Source organism: Methanosphaera sp. WGK6, from assembly GCF_001729965.1.
In the GTDB taxonomy this organism is placed as follows: domain Archaea; phylum Methanobacteriota; class Methanobacteria; order Methanobacteriales; family Methanobacteriaceae; genus Methanosphaera.
Genome location: NZ_JRWK01000001.1, coordinates 177,324 through 195,906, shown reverse-complemented (window position 1 = coordinate 195,906; position 18,583 = coordinate 177,324). Strand labels below are relative to the sequence as shown.

Genomic DNA, 18,583 nt, shown 5'->3' with positions numbered 1-18,583 from the left:
GTCAATATAATTCAGACTATAATACTGAATTTCATATAAACTTCGTATAATTATTACTTTGTTAATAAAAATATATAAAACATTTGTATTACTGATAGAAAAAATATTATATAAAAAATATTAATATTCCAAGTAATCAATTATAGGAAATTGACTAGACTCATCATATACTTTTTCATCCTCTGACTTATCTAAAAAAGCAGTGATTTCAGGAGTATCTTCTTGTTCTAAAAAAGTATTAAGATAATTACTAGAATCTTTAGTAAGTAATGTAATTGTGACTTTTCTAGTATTATGATAATAAGAAAATAAGAGATAACATATATTTAAAAGTCCTAATGAAAACCAAACAGTGAGAACAAGTAGTAATGCATGAATAAGAATATTACCATAATTATTCTTTTTAAGACATACCATATCCTCTTTATAGGATACTACACTATAATCATTATCTAAATAAGATTTAGTCATATAGTTTAAGTCACTGATATTATAAACATGGTTTTCACGAATTTTCATAATAGAACACGTACTATTTTATAATATAATATAAGTTACATGACATATTAATATTATAATATATAATAAATAATAGAGGCAAATAGAATGAAAGAAACATATGAATACACTATAACTGATTTTGATGAAAAAACATTTAATATTAAATGTAAAATCACATACAATACAGAAAATGATTATGACACAGATTATTACTTTTTTGATGGAAATAACTGGCAGAAAGACTTCATTGATTTAAATAAATTATCACCTGAAAACAAAGCCGACCAAGACAAGTATGAAGAATTTATAACAAGAGTCCATGATTACATGGTTCATGGAGCATTATGGGAAGACTTAAGAAATGAAAAAGATAATGATGAAATACAAAAAGACCAATACAAACTAAATATCAAATCAATAAAATTATAGAAGGGCTATATTGTGTCGATTCAATTAATAGAAGGTACAATATTAGATGATATGTATCAAGAAGATGACTTTGAAATAACATTTCGGATAATAATAAAAAATCCACAATACGAGTTATATGCATGGGATGGCTTAGAATGGAGTAAGAAAGGTTTTAATAGAGTATATACAAATAGAAATAGCCAGTATGAATATGATGAATTTGTGGAAAGAATATTTGAATTAAGAGATAAAGGATTATTATTTGAAGTGGCTCGTGAATTAGAAGAAGATCAGAGTTATTTTTTTGAAGAAGAAAGAATTTACTTATATGTAGAATCTAAAAAAGAGATATCTATTAACTTTAAATAGCTCACAATTCACCACCTTTTTTTATCAGAAAAAAGTAAACTATTTTTAAAAAAAAAGAATAAAAAAAGAGAATTTGACTTAAGGTGTGAGTCGTCTTCTGTCTCTTGGGAATAACACAGTTTCTCTGATGTTTTTTACACCAGTGATAACCATAGTTAATCTGTCTGCACCCATACCCCATCCAGAGTGAGGAGGCATTCCATATTTAAATGCTTGTAAGTATTTTTCAAAGGAATCTGGGTTTAAGTCTTTGGTTTCTATTTGATTATATAGTAAATCATAGTCATGGATACGTTGTGATCCACTAGATAATTCAAGATCTCTATACATTAAATCAAAAGCTGTACTTTTTTCTGGATCATCACTGTTAGGCATTACATAAAATGGTTTAATTGCTGTTGGCCATTCAGTAATAAAGTAGTAACTACCCATTGTTTCTCCTAATACTTTTTCTGCAGCTCTGTTTAAGTCTTCACCATATTCCATTTCAACATCTTGACTGTTTACAATGTCGATAACTTCTTCGTATGGTACTACTGGGAATGGTTCAGAAGGTACATCTAATTCATGTCCAAGATCTTCTAATTCACTTGCACATTTATCTTGAACGTTGTTTAATATGTTTTTAATTAAATCTTCAAGTAATCCCATTACATCTTCTTGACTTTTAAATGACATTTCTGCATCAATAGATAATGCTTCATTTAAGTGTCTAAGTGTATCATGTTCTTCTGCTCGGAATATTTGACCTATTTCAAATACACTATCTAATCCTGTAGCCATCATCATTTGTTTGTATAATTGAGGGCTTTGTCCTAGGAATGCTTCTTTTTCAAAGTAAGTAATAGGGAATAATTCTGTTCCTCCTTCTGTTGCAGAAGCTACGAGTTTTGGTGTTGTGATTTCTGTGAAATCTTTGTCATAGAAGTAGTTACGTACTGTGTGTAACATTTCATTTTTTATTTTGAAGATTGCACTTACATCATGTTTTCTTATATCCATGAAACGTGCATCTAATCTTGTATCCATTTCTGCATCTACTTTTTCAGTAGTGTCTAATGGTAATGGTAATTGAGACACATTAATTACATCAATATTTGATGGGATTAATTCTATTCCATTCGGTGCTTTTGGAGATTCTTGTACTGTACCTGTTACTGTTACAATTGTTTCTTTTCTTGCAGCACGGATATCTTTCATCATTTCTTCTGATACTTTTTTACTTGGTGCTGTTATTTGTGTAATTCCATTTTTATCTCTTAGTAAAACAAATACAATTCCACCAAGATCTCTTATTTCATGTACCCATCCCGTTACTTTTACTGTTTCACCAGCAAAGTCAGGGCTTATTTCGTTTGAGTAATGTGTTCTTTTACATTTATCAAATATATTTGTCAATTTTTCACCTGTCTATTTTATATATGAATTAAAATTAAAATAATAAAGTATTATTATATATTTATCTTTTTCTTAATTGATAAATATTATTTAGAATATTATTCTAAATCTTCAGCTCTTTTTCTTATAGATAATGCATGAGCATATAATCCTTCAGCTTCGGCTAGATTTATAACCATATCTTTTATGTTATTAACACCTTCTGGAGATAATTCTTGTATGGTTGGTTTCTTAAGGAATGATTCTGCTGAAAGTCCTGAGTACATTCTAGCTCCCCCACTTGTTGGTAGTACATGATTTGTACCTGAACCATAATCTCCACCAGCTACAGGTGTTAGATTTCCAAGAAATATAGAACCTGCATTATCAATGGATTCTAATGTTTCATAATGGTCTTTGGTTACAATTACTAAATGTTCTGGAGCATATGCATTTGTAAAGTCAATTGCATCTTGCATATTTTCTGCTACAAGTATATGACTATAATTATTTAATGATTCTTCAATAATTTCTTTTCTTTCTTGTTCTTCAAGGTATTCTAAAACACATTTTACTGTTTCTTCTGCTACTTTTCTTGAAGTTGAAACCATTATTGTTGCAGCATTAGGATCATGTTCTGCTTGGGATAATAATTCTGTTGCAATGTATTCAGGGTTTGCGGTTTCGTCAACTAATGCTAACATTTCAGAGGGTCCTGCAGGGAATTCTATATCAACATCACCATATACTAATTTTTTAGCTGTTGCTACAAAAATATTACCTGGACCTACAATTTTATCAACAGAAGGTATTGTCTCTGTAGAATAGGCCATTGCTGCTATAGCTTGAGCTCCTCCTACTTTATAAATATGTGTTGCTCCTGCAATATATGCTGCGGCTAGTATTTCATCACTTATATTTCCATCTTTGTCTGGTGGTGTACAACATATAATTTCTTTAACTCCTGCAATTTTTGCTGGAATTACTGTCATTATTATTGAAGACGGATATGCTGCTCTTCCTCCAGGTATGTAACAACCTACTCTTTTTAGTGGTCTTATGATTTGACCTGCGGTTACTCCTTCTTTTACTGTCATTGTCCAATCAGATGGTATTTGTGCTTCATGGAATTTGCTAACATTTTCTGCTGCATCTTCTAATGCTTTTCTTAGTTTAGGACTTATTTTATTAACACTTTCTTTAATAATTTCCACAGGTACTCTTAAATCTGTGATATCTGCTTTATCAAATTTTAAAGTGTAATCATGCAATGCTTTATCCTTATTTTCTCGTACATTTGTTATTATCTCTTGAACTGGTTGTATAACATCACTTGAGTTCATTTGAATTCTTTGAGTATATTTTGAAAAGTCTTCTCTTTTTAAATCTTTTATTTCTAGCACTTTAATCCTCCAGACTACATTAATAAAATAATAATTTAATATATCTTTTTTTTAATTATTAAAAATTATCTAAATTATAATGAAAGTTAGTTTTCTGAGTATAATTATATAAAATTAGATATTTTGTTTTAAAGAAGGTTAAAAATAAGATAAATTTATTTTATCTTATTTACATGTATGGGTTAGGTGTTCCAGGCATGTCTCCACCAACAGGAGTCATTGGTTTTGTTGCAACTACGTCATCAATACGTAATATTTCACCAGATACTTCTGTTGCAGCGTCTACAATTCCTACTTTTGTATTTTTAGAATCAAGAACTCCATCTTCTTTCATGTCAGAGATTTCACGTTTGATTACATTTACACCCATATTTGTTGATTCTTCTTGTGCTGCTAGTGCTTCAGTTAATACATCGATTGTATCCATACCTGCATTTTTAGCAAGAGCTACAGGTAATTGTTCTAATGCATCAGCATATGCGAGAATTACTAATTGTTTTTTATCAGTGAATTGGTTAGCATATTTTCTTAATGCTTTAGCTGCAGCAATTTCTGCTGCTCCTCCACCAGGAAGTGCTTTGTTTTCTTTTCTTGCTCTGATTACTGCACCAATTGCATCATTAATTGCTTGTTCTAATTGGTCTGTAATGTGTTTTGTACTTCCTCTGATGATGATGTTTAAAACACCTTTGTTTTTACAATCTTCTATGAATATGTATTCTCTATCTTCGAATACTTCTCTTTCATATACATGTCCTGCTTCTCCAAGATCATCACTTGTTAGTTCACGTATATTGTTAACTATATTAGCACCAGTTGCTTTAGCTAAACGTTCAAGGTCTCCTGCTTTTACTCTTTTAGCTGTTAATATTCCAGCTTTTGTTAAGTAATGTTGACCAAGGTCACTAATTTTTTTGTTGTTAAATAAAACTGTTGCTCCAGAGTTTACAATTGTTTGTACTTCTTCTTCGAGCATTGCTGCTTCTTTATCAAGGTATCCTTGATATTCACCAGGTGTTGTAAGTTTTATTTTAGCATCGTTTTGTAGTTCTCTTGCATCAATAGGATATTGTAATAATGCTATTTTTGCATTTTTAACATCTTTAGGCATTTCAGATTCTAATACACTTTTATCTATAGTTACGGATTCTGTGATTTCTGTATCTGCAGTTCCTTCTCCGTGTATTTTTCTGATTTTTATCATGTCTTTGTCTATTGCACCATCTTGTTCAACATTGAGTAATGCTTTTACAAGTTTTTCTGCCATTGAATCAAGGTTTGTGAATGATCCTTTTCCAGACATTGATGTTCTTGCAACATTGATTAGCTCTTCTTCGTTAGTTTCAATTGCAATATCTTCAAAAACATCTAATGTTTTGTTTTTTGCATCTTCTAATCCTTTAACGATTGTTGATATAGCTATTCCTTGTTCAAGTAATTTTTCTGCTTGTTTTAATATTTCTCCAACTAATACTACAGATGTTGTAGTTCCATCAACATATTCATCTTCTTGTGTTTTTGCAAGTTCTACAATCATTTTTGCTGCAGGATGATCAGGTTCTGTTTCTTTTAAGATGGTATAACCATCATTTGTTATTTTAACATCACCAATTGTGTTGATTAACATTTTGTCCATTCCTCTTGGACCTAATGTTGTTTTTAATGCGTTGGATAATAGTTTTGCAGCCATTATATTATTTTTAGTTGCCTGACTTCCTACGGTTCTTGTTGAACCATCAGCTAAAACTATTAATGGTTGTTGGTTATTTTGTACCATATTAATTATCCTCCAAAATATTTAGATATTAATTTATAAATTCATTATAGACTGATTAATTGAATTTTAACGAACAATATACTAAAATCGTGTTTCTTAGACTGATATAGAAATGATAATTAATAGAAACTTTATAAAAATAATTTTTTTCTAATTATTATTTTCCAACTATTATATACTCTATTGATTATATATAATAAAGTTATTGTATGAAAGGGTGTTTGAAGTTATATAAATACTTTACTATTTCAATTTCAAAAAAAATAAAAAAAGGATAACAAAAAGAACTATTTCTTATTAAAATCATCTGCTGCTTTATGAACTAAATTCAATATTGCTTCATCAAGATTATCATTTTCATTTAAAGCTATAGGTATATTATCACAATAAACCACATCTAAATTCTTATCAAGAGCATCTTTTGTAGCAACATCTACTGCAGCTGCCTTAAGTTCAGTTAACATAATATCCACATTATCTATATTTCTTTCAATATCTTCCTGTAATAAAGGTCTATTAGATAAGTTAGATGAAATTTCAATTATATTACAATTGAAGTTTTCTTCCAAATATTCTTTTAATAGATGTTGTACTGATTCCGGTGCTGTTGTAGCAAATAAAACATTTTTATTTTCAATAGATTCAACAGGATGTGGTCTGAAAATTGTTGGAATAACCTGAGCATTAGGATTGATTTCATTTATCTTATTCAATAATAAATTTAATTTTTCTTTAGGACAAATTTCTTCATCACACATTGTTACTATAACAAGATCTGCTAATTTAATCCTATAAGGACCAAAATATTCAGTTAATGTATCTATAGATTGACTTGCTCCAACAAGTACAATTTGTTTATTGGTTTTAATAGGAGGAATAGCAGAACCACTACCTTCTATAGCTACAAGATCTATATCCAAATCATTAGTCATAGTAGCTCCTTCAACCATATTTGTCATATATACTTGTCCTGCCATACCACCAGCACATCGTCTACATCCAACAGTGACAACTCTACTCATCAAAGCATCTTCCCAATGATCAGATGCTGCATGAAAACCTTTATTTGATTTTTCCATTAAATATTGAGGAGTTAATTTAATTTTATCCCCCCTTACTATTTCAGGAATTTCAGGACCTCCACGACCCATTGCTACAATACAAGGTGTAAATTTATCTTCTTCATTTATTAAACGAGCAGTATATGCTGATACCGCTGTTTTTCCAATTCGTTTACCTGTACCTAATATTTTATAAGATGGATTTTTTAATACATCATATTCTTTTAATGGTTTAAATTCAAAATCAGGACCTTTATATATAGCACCCTGTTCTAATACAGAAGTAGCTATTTTAAATCGTTTTGAATAATTTATTACTGGTTCATCTGATAAATCAATGACCATTTCAACATTGAACTTGGTAATATTTTCTTCTATTAAATTATATGGTATTTTTTTATGATTTTCCCCAAATATTACTGGTTTATTAAAAAATTCTGAAATAACATCCACATTTGTATCCCTTAATTTTTCAGTTCCCCCAATGAATAATAATAATTCAACATTATATCCTTTTGATTCTATTTTATCTATTGCTGATTTTGTTACTGGAAAATAGTGTTCTCCATCCACTAGACATATGACTTTTTTAGATGTTTCGTCCATGAGTATTATCCCCGTGTAGTTTATTAATATGATATATAATAAACATGATAAAAAAATCTTTTTAAAAAAAATAATAATATTATATAAAAGTTACACTTGCAATATATGTCTAGAATAGAAATAGAAATAATCATGAAATGATACTAAAACCGACACTGTAAAATGAAAAAATATATATTATTGTTTTCAAATATAATTATATATAATATTTCATGATGAAAAAAACTTAATATATTATTAAGTCAAAGGACATTATCAAAAAAAAGTTACGTAACTACTGATAATGAAATGATTAATAAATCATAGAAAAATATAGGAGGTAAATCATGGCAAAAGTCAAAGGAACCAATAGAAGAACCAGACCTAAATCTGGATACAAAAAACAAGGAAACAAAAAAGGAAGAGGAGTAAAAGAAAAAAGATACCACGGATAAGTGAGTAAACATTTACTCTTTATTTCTTTTAAAAATTTAACCTCCAACTAGATACTAATTCTATATATTTAATAAATTATCCAAGGAATCCCAATGCCAAACTTTATCACGGGACCATCCCGTAGCCACATTAGGAATTTCAATATTATCCTGAAAATCACTTTTATAACCATAACGCATATTATTTAATCCAACAAGTATTAAAATACTTTTTGCACGTGTATATGCCACAAAATATCTCCTAATAAGATCATTAAATGCATTATCAACCCCTTTTACATTATCATAATTCTCAGATAACCTTGAATATGGTCTAAGATATTTTTCTATACTATATGTTTTACCACCACTTTTAGGAAATCTTTTAAATGCATTTGAACTAGCATTATTCAATATATCCGAACCTACATCAACAATAACAACATCAAATTCTAGTCCCTTCGACTGATGTATAGACATTATATTCACATTTTCATCTATATCTATCTCAAACATGTCATCATCTATATTAATAGCTCCAGAAGCAATAGGCACTAAAATATGCCAGAAAATCTGTTTAGATGAAAGAGTACCATCAAAACTTATTGCATTACTTGTTTGAGTTATCGTATCTATTATAATATCATGAAAAATTAAGTTTTCAGAAGACATATCTATCAAATTTTTACATTCACCTTCAATATCTTTAATTAATTCATCCATAACTACATTATCATTTATAGATACTATTTCCTTATCATTACTTGATACATATTCCAAGACATACTCCCTCCACATTTTTAGAATTTTCTTAGTATGTGGAGGTAAATTATCCAAACTATCCTGTATCTTACTATCAGAATCTATACTTACTAAAATCATCCCACAAATCAAAGAAACAATATCTGTAGATTCAATGTTCTGACCTCGTGGATTAAATACCAATATATTTTCATCTTTATAAGACAAAGATTCCCTTATATAAAAAGGTAAACGCTTTTTATTATAAACACTCACTTCTTTTGGTGAATTTGTTAAAACTGCTATAGATGGATTGATTTTATTTGGAGAAATTTCATATTTTTTCCCATCCAATTCTACAACATTAACATGTCCATTAATAAAATCATAAATCAAATTAGATAAATCTGTAGATAATTCCTCAATATTTTTCCTAAATAAACCCATAACTGGCAAACCCTCCTCTGCAGTTTCTGATGGAATAATTAATGGCTTATTAGAGGTACGATTATTCAAATACATCTTATCAAGATGAATAAAATCATTAGTAAAATCAATGATATTCCTAGTAGAACGATAATTTTTCTGTAAATAAATAATTCTAGATTTAATACCTAATTGTTTAAAAACGCGTTCATTATATTTAGTAAATAAATTAATAACTGCTCCTCTAAACCTATATAATGATTGATCATCATCACCTACAACAGACACACTACCATTATTTTCTTTAACATATTCTGCAATCTTAAAATAAATTTGTTCCTGCAGATAATTTGTATCCTGATATTCATCAATTAATAATACTTTAATATTTTCTAACTTAGTTATTCTTCTAGTTATTAATAAATTATAAAATCGATTCTCAAGTAAGGAATAATCAAGAAGTCCTTTTTCTTTTAATTGATTATTATACTCATCAATAATCTCAAAAAGAATTCCAGAATTACCTTCATTTCTCTTTAAAGAATCAAAATCAACCATGTCATAATACATACGTTCTCTTAATGATTGAATTTGACTATTCATTTCAGAAGTATTAATACCACTTGGAATATCCTTAAACTTCTTAAGAAACTTTTTTAAATTCTTATTAGCATTTCTTTCATCAGTAAGTAATGTTTGCATCATTAAAGCAGAAGCTGTAAAATTATCAATTACTTCAATATCATCATATTCAGAAACAAAATCCTCTGCAATACTATCTAATGTACCAATGCGAATATTATCAAAATCATTCTTTAAATCCACACCAAGAAATAAGGCTATCTTATTTGCCCAAGAAATAGTTCTTTCTTTTAACTCACGTGCAGCTTTTTTTTGTAAAAGTAGTGACAATTATATTATTTAAACTAATATTATCAACAAAATAATATTTTAAAATTTTTAAAACAAGAACAGTGGTTTTTCCACTACCAGGACCAGCAACAATACATTGGTTTTCATCAATTGAAGCTAAAATAGCCTCTTTTTGATTTTGATTTTTATTTAAATCTCTTTTTAAAACTGTATTTACTAATTCAATATATTTCTCCCTTGATATCATAAAAAGTCCTCCAATAAAAAAAAGAGGGAAGGAAGAATTATTTACTAGTTATTTTTAATTCTTCATCAAATTCCTTAAATTGATTTGCTAATCCCCTGAAATATGGTATGAATACACTATGGATTAATAATCTATTTGGATTAATTCCTTCTTCTTCTAAATGTTTTTTCATAATGTTAACATTTTCACGTATTTCTTCATGCTTTGAAGTACCAGGATATTCACCAATAAATACTCCATCAGCACCATGTGTTAAAGCATAATATATATGTCTATATTTTACACGATTAATAAATGGTACATTAATAATACGTACAGAGTCTGGACAAGAAACCCTATTTATTCCCATGTTATTCGCAGATACGTTACCAATATCATCCAAGAATGCAATAATAATCTGTTCATCATCCTTTTTATTCTTCAATATACCTTTTATATTTGCTTCTAATTTATCATCACTTTGACCCTGAATACTTATAGCCTCTTCAGGACAAGTTATAATACAATCCCCACAACCAGTACAAGATATAGCATCCACATGTATAGAATGTCTACTTTTTGTAATTGCTTGATAAATACAATTATCCACACAATTACCACACATTACACATTTTTTAACATTTACTGTTGCAATAAATGGTTCTACCTCTAATCCACCATTAACTAGCTCAGATATTTTAGTTGCAGCAGCATTTGCCTGAATTATACTGTCTGTTATATCTTTAGGTCCTTGTGCTGTACCACAAACAAATATACCTTCAATATCCGTAGTTACAGGTTTCATTTTTGGATGTTTTTCTTTGATAAAATTATCTTCAGTTAATGCTACATTTAATGTATTTGCTACTTCAATTGTTCCTTCAGATGATTCTAATGCAGCGGATAATACTACTAAATCTGTAGGTATTTCTTCTTCAATACCAGTTAAGGTATCTTCTACACGTACAAGTAAATAATCATCTTCTTTAGCTATTTCACCAGGACGTCCTCTTATTAATTCAATACCATTATCTTGTCCAAATTTATAATATTTTTCATAGACCCCTGGAGTTCTCATATCTGTATAACAAATTATAACCTCAGTATCAGGATAGTGAGAACGAATTAGATTAGCATTTTTAAGAGCTACCATACAACATACTTTTGAACAATATTTATGTCCTCCAGGAAGTTGATCTCTTGAACCAACACATTGTACCATTACAACTCTTCGAGGAACTTTACCTGTTGAAGGTACTAATAATTTACCCTGCGTAGGTCCATTTACACCAATAATACGTGCTAATTCCATTTGACTTATAACATCTTCATATAATTCATGACCATATTCAGGTCTTTTACTTGTATCAAAACGTTGATGACCTGTTGCTATAACAACAGATCCTACTGTTAATGAAATAATATCATCAATTGCATCAAGATCTATTGCATTTGTAGGACATACATTTATACAGGCCCCACATTTAATACAGTGTTCATCATCAAGCGTATATTTACTTGGAACTGCTTGAGGAAATGGTTTATATATTGCTTTTCTGTTTATAAGTCCTTCATTCCATTCATCAGGAGCTATTGTTGGACATGCTGCAGTACATCTTCCACAACCAGTACATTTCTCTGGATCCACATAAACGGGTTTTTTTCTAAGTATTACATCAAAGTTTCCTGCACGTCTTTCAGAACGTTCTAATTTTGTATTAGTAAGTAATGTTATATTTTTATTATGTACCATTTCATTTATTACAGGATTTAAAAGACATGCAGCACAATCTTCAGTAAGTTTTTCTGGAGAAAATACCTTACCTACCTTAACCATTGCTCCACCTACTGCAGGTTTCTTTTCTATGAGCGTTACTTCCATTCCTTGTTTTGCAAGAGAAACTGCTGAAGTAATTCCCGATATTCCCGCACCAACAACTAACACCTTATTTTTTACTTGTGTTGGTATTTTTTCTAGAGGTTCATCATATTTTACAGATTCTATTTCAGAATTTATCAAAGATAATGCTTTATTTGTAGCTTTTTTACTGTCTTCTGTTACCCATGAACATTGTTCCCTAATATTTGCCATTTCATAAAGATATGGATTTAATGGTTTAATGTAGTTTTGAAATGTTTCACCATGTGTTACTTTTGAACATGCTGATATTACTACCCTATCTAACCCTTCACGTAGTATTTGATCCTTGATTATTTTTCTTCCTTCTAGAGAACATAAATTTTCATGATGTTTTATTGTAACTACATCTTCATTTTTAGATAATTCTTCTTCTATTTTATCTAAGTCTATTACATCAGATATATTTCCACCACAATGACATAGAAATACTCCAATTTTTTGTTGTTCATTATTCATGTAAATTATCCTCACTTTCATATTCAATTCCTAATTTATCTAGAAGTGGTTCAACATTTACTGTGTGTGTTTGTATTCCTAGTACTTTATATGGATCTGCACCCATGTATAGAGCTACAAGTTGTGCTATGTTTAAAACAGCCATGTATTGTTTATGACCAGTTTGTTCTTGAATTACTTGTTCATATCTGTCAAATTGAAGATGACAATTAGGACACATAACTAAGAGTAAATCTACTCCTTCTTTATAGAGACTTTCAAATTTATCTGTTGATGCTTCAAGAGATAGTTCTCTATTTGCATATCTTTGACGGAAACCTCCCCCACATGTTAATTTTTTATGGTCATACCATCCTATTGTTGGTGTTTCCATTACTTCACATATTTTATCCATGATTTCGGGATTTCTTACACCACATAGAGTATCATTATAATGTACTTTACAGTAGTGACATCCATGATGAGTCGCTATTTTTAATCCAGATAAGTCTCGTTTTTTATGTTTTGGAATTTCATCCTTTAAAGAATATAATATGTCTACTACATGAGTTATATTATCTGTAGGATTTATATCCCCTTTCGTATACTGGAGATGTTCTAATCCATTTTCTCTAAAAGATGTATTTATTTCTTCCCTAACTTCATCTTTTTCATTTAAGATTGTTGCAGCATTTTTAAGTATTGCATAGCATGTTGCACACATTGGAACATATTGTTTATGATTATTTTTTATTGCATGACTAAAATTTCTTGCAGCTAATGCTGTTGTTGATAATTCATCAAAAATATCATAGTAATGCCCAAGGCCTGTGCAACAGGATTGATTTCTATCTATTACATATTCAATTCCAAGATTATCAAAGACATACTTAGTAGATGCTTCTACTCCAGGATATTCTGCAGAAACTAAACAACTTCTGAATAATGTAATATCTTTAGTAGGTATAAATTTTTTTGTATCTTCCACTATTAACCACCCTTATTTCTATTACGTACGTCTTTGATTTCTTTTACCCGATTCTTAAATCCTATTGCTTCCAATGTTTTACCTACTTCATTTTCAGCTTCAGGTAATAAAAACATACTTTCTAATTTTAGATTTTCTCGAACATCTTCTAATTTTTCTTGGAGTTTGTCCCAGTGCTCTCCATAATCTATGGAAAGTTGTCCATGATATTCTTGTGGAATAATACCTAATCCTTTATCAATATAACTATCTGCAAAACTCATAAATGATTCAACTTGTTTTTTACCTGTATCTTCATCTATTGCCATTTGTCTTAGAATTTGATTAACTTCACATACACTGTTTCCTACAGGACAGATACTGTGACAGTTATAACAATAAAAACAATTCCAAATAATTTCATCCTCAAGAATTGTTTCATCATTGTCAAGAACTCTTTTTATTATTTCTCGAGAGTCATAATCAGAGTGTCTTGATGCTGGACATGTTGATGCACACATCCCACATTGTACACATCTAAGTAACCCTAGACCAGATGATGCTTTTATATCTTTTAAGATTTTATGAGCTAAATCATCTTCTTTTGAAAGGGTTTTTATTTCTCTTCGTCTAACTTTTGCCAAATTAAACACCTATTATTAATATTTAAAAAAAATTTTATAGTTTTATTTTATTTTCTTAGTAACTGTATATATTTATTAACAGTTTATTATATTAATAATCCTACCATTTGATATTTTATTTTTAAAAATATTTAAATTTAACATTGTTATAAAAAAAATATTTAAAAAAAATAGTAAAAAGAGAATTATTTATCTTCTAGACTTATATCCAGACTAGCTAAATCATCCCTAATTTTATCAGCTAAATCCCACTCTTTTTTAGATCTTAACTCTTGTCGTACATCAGTAATAATGTTCAATAAATCATCAGATAAATCAGAACCAGTACTTTCTTCAGCAATTAATGAAAATCCAAGAATACTTTCAATTTCTTTTAAAGTATCAATTATTAAAGATAACGTATTTTTAGAAATTTCATTATTATTTAATGATTTATTCAATAAATGAGTAAAATCAAACAAACTAGATAATGCAATAGGAGTATTAAAATCATTATTCATAGCATCAAAGAAATTTGTTCTAAAATTATTTAATTCATCAACAACACATGTGTTATCTTCTTCAGGAAGATTATCTTCACAATATTTATCTAAAACATGTTTACCTGTATTTTGAATACGTTTTAAACTATTTTCTGCTTGTTTTAATATTTCTTCACTGAAATCTATAGGACTTCTATAATGAGTAGATAATACAAAGAATCGATATACTTCTGGACTAAATAATTTAAGTAATTCTTTGATTGTTATGAAGTTTCCTAAGGATTTACTCATTTTTTCTCCACGCACATTTAAGAATCCTGTATGCATCCAATGTTGAACAAGAGGTGACTTACCTGAAGCTGCTTCCATTTGTGCAATTTCTGCATCATGATGAGGGAATATTAAGTCTAAACCTCCACCATGTATATCATATTGAGGACCAAAGTAAGATTCGGTTATTGCAGTATCTTCAATATGCCATCCAGGTCTTCCTTTACCCCATGGTGAATCCCAAAAAGGTTCCTCATCTTGTTTTTTCCATAATGCAAAATCTTTTGAATCTCTTTTATTAATGTCTGTTTGTACTCTAACATTACTTTGTAAATCATCTAAATTTCTATTGGATAATTTTCCAAATTCTTCAAATTTATCTACATTAAAATAAACACCTGTTGGAGTATCATATGCAAAATCTTTATCTATTAAATCTTGTATTTGATTAATTATTTCATCCATATGTTCTGTTGCACGTGCATAGAAATTAACATTATTTACATTTAACAAAGCCATATCTTCAATATATTCTTTTTCAAATCTATGAGCTAATTCAAGAGGATTTTCACCATTTTCATTTGCCCGTTTAATGATTTTATCATCAACATCAGTGATATTTTGTAAATAAAATACGGAATATCCTTCATGTTTAAGATATCTTACTATTACATCAAAGGAAATATATGTTCTTGCATGACCAATATGAGAATAATCATATACAGTAGGACCACATACAAATAGTTTAATTTTATTATTATTTACTTTCAATTCTTCTTTTTCTCGAGTCATTGTGTTATACACGTTAATCATGATATCTAAAACTCCTAAAATTAATTGTGAAATATATGAGAATTATATTTATTAATATATTATTAAAACTATAAATTTTTTAATAAAATAATCTTGTATAATAGTGTAAAATTAGTAATTATAAAAGCCAAGGTAGGGATTTGAACCCTAGTATTATGGTCTGCAGCCACACACCTAGCCGCTCGGTCACCTTGGCATATGTAAAAATAAAATTAGTTTTTTAATGAACATTACTATATATTCCATATATAATATATAAACTTTATGGTAAAGTAAGTATAAGATTGTCCACCAAATAACTTTATATAAACATCACTCAAAAATCGAAAAAAAATAAAATTTATAAAAGAAACAATATCTAAAATATTGGATCTTTTACTATTCCAATTCTAAATGAATTAAGAATTACAAGTAATGTTAACCCCAAGTCCCCTATACCTACTGCCATCATTAGAGTGATTAAACCTAGTATTGCAAGTATTACGAATAGGAATTTTATAGATAATGCTGTAACAATATTTTGTTTTATGATATTATCAGTTTTGATACTTAATTTAAATAAATAAGGTAATTTAGTTAAATCATCTTGCATTAAAGCAATATCTGCTGTTTCTATTGCTACATCAGATCCTGCTGCACCCATTGCAATTCCGATATTAGCTCTAGCTAATGCTGGAGCATCATTTATTCCATCCCCCACCATTGCTACATCACCAAATTTATTTCGGATTGTATCTAATATGTTTAATTTATCTTCAGGTAATAAATTAGAATATACATAATTTATTCCGATTTCATCTGCCACAGCATGTGCAGCTATTTTATTATCACCAGTTAACATTATTGTTTTTATACCTGATTTATTTAAGTTTTCAATTACATTTTTACTTTCATCACGTATTTTATCCATCACATAAATTATACCAATAACTTCTGTTTTATTTCCAATAAATACCACTGTTTTTCCATCATTAACATATTTTACCACATCATCGTTAGATACATTGAAATCAGAACCTTCAATAAGTGATTCATTAGCTGCATAATATTTTTCACCATTGATTTCTCCAACTATTCCTTTTCCTGGCACATCTTTAAATTGTTCAATTTCATTTAATTCAACATTTTGTTCTTCAGCATAAGTTTTTATTGCTTTGCCAATTGGATGGTTTGATTTAGTTTCTAGTGATGCTGCTATTCTAAGTAAATCATTTTCTGAATAGTTATCAGAAAGTAATACTATGTCAGTTAATTGTAGTTTTCCTTCAGTGAGAGTTCCTGTTTTATCAAAGATTACTGCTTTAATTTTACGCATTTCTTCAACATAACTACTTCCTTTAATAAGTACGCCTTTTCTAGTTGCAGATGTTATTGCAGAAACCATACCTATTGGAGTAGATATTAAGAATGCACATGGACATGATATTACCATTAATGAAAGTGCTCTGTACACCCAGCTTACTAAATCCCCTCCAAAGAATAATGGTGGTATAAATGCCACACATGCCGTTATTATTACAATTATAGGAGTATAGTATTTAGCAATTTTTTCTACCAATGTTTCTGTATGTGATCTGTTTAATTGAGAATTTTTTACTAATGTAACTATTTTTGAAATTACACTATCTTTTGCTGCTTTAGTTACTTTTATTTCTAGATATCCCTCTTGATTTACAGTTCCTGCAAATACTTCATCATCTACTCTTTTAGTTACAGGTACACTTTCTCCAGTGATTGATGCTTGATTAATTGTAGATACCCCTGAAATTACTTTTCCATCTAATGGAACTTTATCTCCAGGTTTTACTATTACTATTTCATTGATTTTAACCGTGTCTATTGAACGTATTTCTTCACTATTTCCTACTTTTACTCTTGCAGTTTCTGGTGCTATTTCAACTAATGATTTAATTGAATGTTGTGCTCTTTGTTCGGAGTAGTCTTCAAGGAATTCAGATATAAAGTACAAGAATGTTACCGCAGCACCTTCTTCAGGATGTCCTATTAAAAATGAGGCTACTGCTGCAATACACATTAGTACTGCTGGACTAATATTATGTCTTTTTAATGCATTTTTAGCCATTACTGCTATGTCATAACCAGCTATTACTGCACCTAGAGCAAAAACAATTGTTGCTGGTATTCCATTGTATACTGAGAAATATTCTAGAATATGTCCTATTACAAACAATAGTCCACTGCTTACTATGATTTGAATAGATCTATTTTTAATTAAAGGTATTCCTTCTTGTATTACATCTTCATCATCGTCATCATCACAACAGTCCCCACAGTTACAAATTTTGATGTTTCCTTCATCATGACAACTACACTCATCATCACAGCAATCATCATCGTCACAACAACAGTCATCATCATGACAACTACACTCATCATCACAGCAATCGTCATCGTCACAACAACAGTCATCATCATGACAACTACACTCATCATCACAGCAATCGTCGTCGTCACAACAACAGTCATCATCGTGACAATCAGCATCATGTTCTTTATTGCTATGACATGTGCATTCTTCATCAGTGCATACATCTACTGAATTATCTTCTTGATTCTGGGAGTCATCATCATGACAATCTCCACAACTACATATGCTTACTTTTACATCTTTACTGTAATCTATGTCTTCTTTGTGTTCATAGACACTGAAATCAGTATGTTCTTGGTATTCTTTTAATAGATTTTTATTGTAATGTTTGTTATTTTCACAGTGTATATTTTCACAGTCAGGATCCATACATATAAAATTATAATGTTCTGGATCATAACATTTTCTTTTTTTACATTCTGGATTATAACAGACATTATTTTCATTATTAGTGGTATTTTCCATTAGTCCACCTTCA

Annotated in this window: 14 protein-coding genes and 1 tRNA gene; 2 read left to right on the top strand and 13 right to left on the bottom strand. The window is 29.2% G+C overall.

Going from position 1 to position 18,583, the window contains the following annotated elements:
• Positions 1-120: 120 nt before the first annotated feature.
• Positions 121-519: a hypothetical protein gene (locus tag NL43_RS00960; RefSeq protein WP_069592102.1), complete on the bottom strand. Its 399-nt coding sequence runs from the start codon at positions 517-519 to the stop codon at positions 121-123.
• Positions 520-606: 87 nt separating this feature from the next.
• On the opposite strand from NL43_RS00960, the gene NL43_RS00955 reads away from it, so the two are divergent.
• Both NL43_RS00955 and NL43_RS00950 read left to right on the top strand, forming a co-directional pair.
• Positions 607-930 carry a hypothetical protein gene (locus tag NL43_RS00955; RefSeq protein WP_069592101.1) on the top strand — a complete coding sequence of 108 codons (324 nt, stop codon included), beginning with the start codon at positions 607-609 and terminating at the stop codon, positions 928-930.
• A 12-nt stretch (positions 931-942) separates the two neighbouring features.
• On the top strand, positions 943-1,281 hold the full coding sequence (locus NL43_RS00950; protein ID WP_069592100.1) for a hypothetical protein: 339 nt from the start codon (positions 943-945) through the stop codon (positions 1,279-1,281).
• A gap of 78 nt (positions 1,282-1,359) precedes the next feature.
• Here the strand turns inward: NL43_RS00950 and aspS are convergent, their stop codons facing one another.
• From aspS to NL43_RS00890, 12 genes are all read right to left on the bottom strand, one after another.
• Positions 1,360-2,679, bottom strand: a complete 1,320-nt coding sequence (gene aspS, locus NL43_RS00945) for an aspartate--tRNA(Asn) ligase (RefSeq protein ID WP_069592099.1) — start codon at positions 2,677-2,679, stop codon at positions 1,360-1,362.
• Between the two features lie 98 nt (positions 2,680-2,777).
• On the bottom strand, positions 2,778-4,001 hold the full coding sequence (gene hisD, locus NL43_RS00940; protein ID WP_371325635.1) for a histidinol dehydrogenase: 1,224 nt from the start codon (positions 3,999-4,001) through the stop codon (positions 2,778-2,780).
• 229 nt (positions 4,002-4,230) lie between these two features.
• A complete protein-coding gene (gene thsA, locus NL43_RS00935; RefSeq protein ID WP_069592097.1) occupies positions 4,231-5,838 on the bottom strand; it encodes a thermosome subunit alpha in 1,608 nt (535 codons plus the stop codon).
• A gap of 287 nt (positions 5,839-6,125) precedes the next feature.
• Entirely contained in the window at positions 6,126-7,505 is a 1,380-nt protein-coding gene (locus tag NL43_RS00930) for a 2,3-diphosphoglycerate synthetase (protein WP_069592096.1), read from the bottom strand.
• Between the two features lie 494 nt (positions 7,506-7,999).
• Positions 8,000-9,997, bottom strand: a complete 1,998-nt coding sequence (locus NL43_RS00925; RefSeq protein ID WP_069592095.1) for a UvrD-helicase domain-containing protein — start codon at positions 9,995-9,997, stop codon at positions 8,000-8,002.
• Complete coding sequence (locus NL43_RS00920; protein ID WP_069592094.1) at positions 9,963-10,205, bottom strand: UvrD-helicase domain-containing protein; 243 nt, start codon at positions 10,203-10,205, stop codon at positions 9,963-9,965. The genes NL43_RS00925 and NL43_RS00920 overlap by 35 nt, the downstream gene beginning before the upstream one ends.
• Positions 10,206-10,242: 37 nt before the next feature.
• Positions 10,243-12,561, bottom strand: coding sequence for an FAD-dependent oxidoreductase (locus NL43_RS00915; protein WP_069592093.1), 2,319 nt, complete (start codon positions 12,559-12,561; stop codon positions 10,243-10,245).
• Positions 12,554-13,528: a ferredoxin:CoB-CoM heterodisulfide reductase subunit HdrB gene (gene hdrB / locus NL43_RS00910; RefSeq protein WP_069592092.1), complete on the bottom strand. Its 975-nt coding sequence runs from the start codon at positions 13,526-13,528 to the stop codon at positions 12,554-12,556. The genes NL43_RS00915 and hdrB overlap by 8 nt, the downstream gene beginning before the upstream one ends.
• A gap of 2 nt (positions 13,529-13,530) precedes the next feature.
• The gene (locus tag NL43_RS00905) at positions 13,531-14,151 is read right to left on the bottom strand and encodes a 4Fe-4S dicluster domain-containing protein (protein ID WP_241776192.1); all 621 of its coding nucleotides are present in this window, start codon (positions 14,149-14,151) and stop codon (positions 13,531-13,533) included.
• Between the two features lie 185 nt (positions 14,152-14,336).
• The gene (gene cysS / locus NL43_RS00900; protein WP_198923173.1) at positions 14,337-15,713 is read right to left on the bottom strand and encodes a cysteine--tRNA ligase; all 1,377 of its coding nucleotides are present in this window, start codon (positions 15,711-15,713) and stop codon (positions 14,337-14,339) included.
• 128 nt (positions 15,714-15,841) lie between these two features.
• Positions 15,842-15,912, bottom strand: a tRNA-Cys gene (locus NL43_RS00895).
• A gap of 162 nt (positions 15,913-16,074) precedes the next feature.
• Entirely contained in the window at positions 16,075-18,570 is a 2,496-nt protein-coding gene (locus NL43_RS00890; protein WP_069592090.1) for a cation-translocating P-type ATPase, read from the bottom strand.
• Positions 18,571-18,583 lie beyond the last annotated feature (13 nt).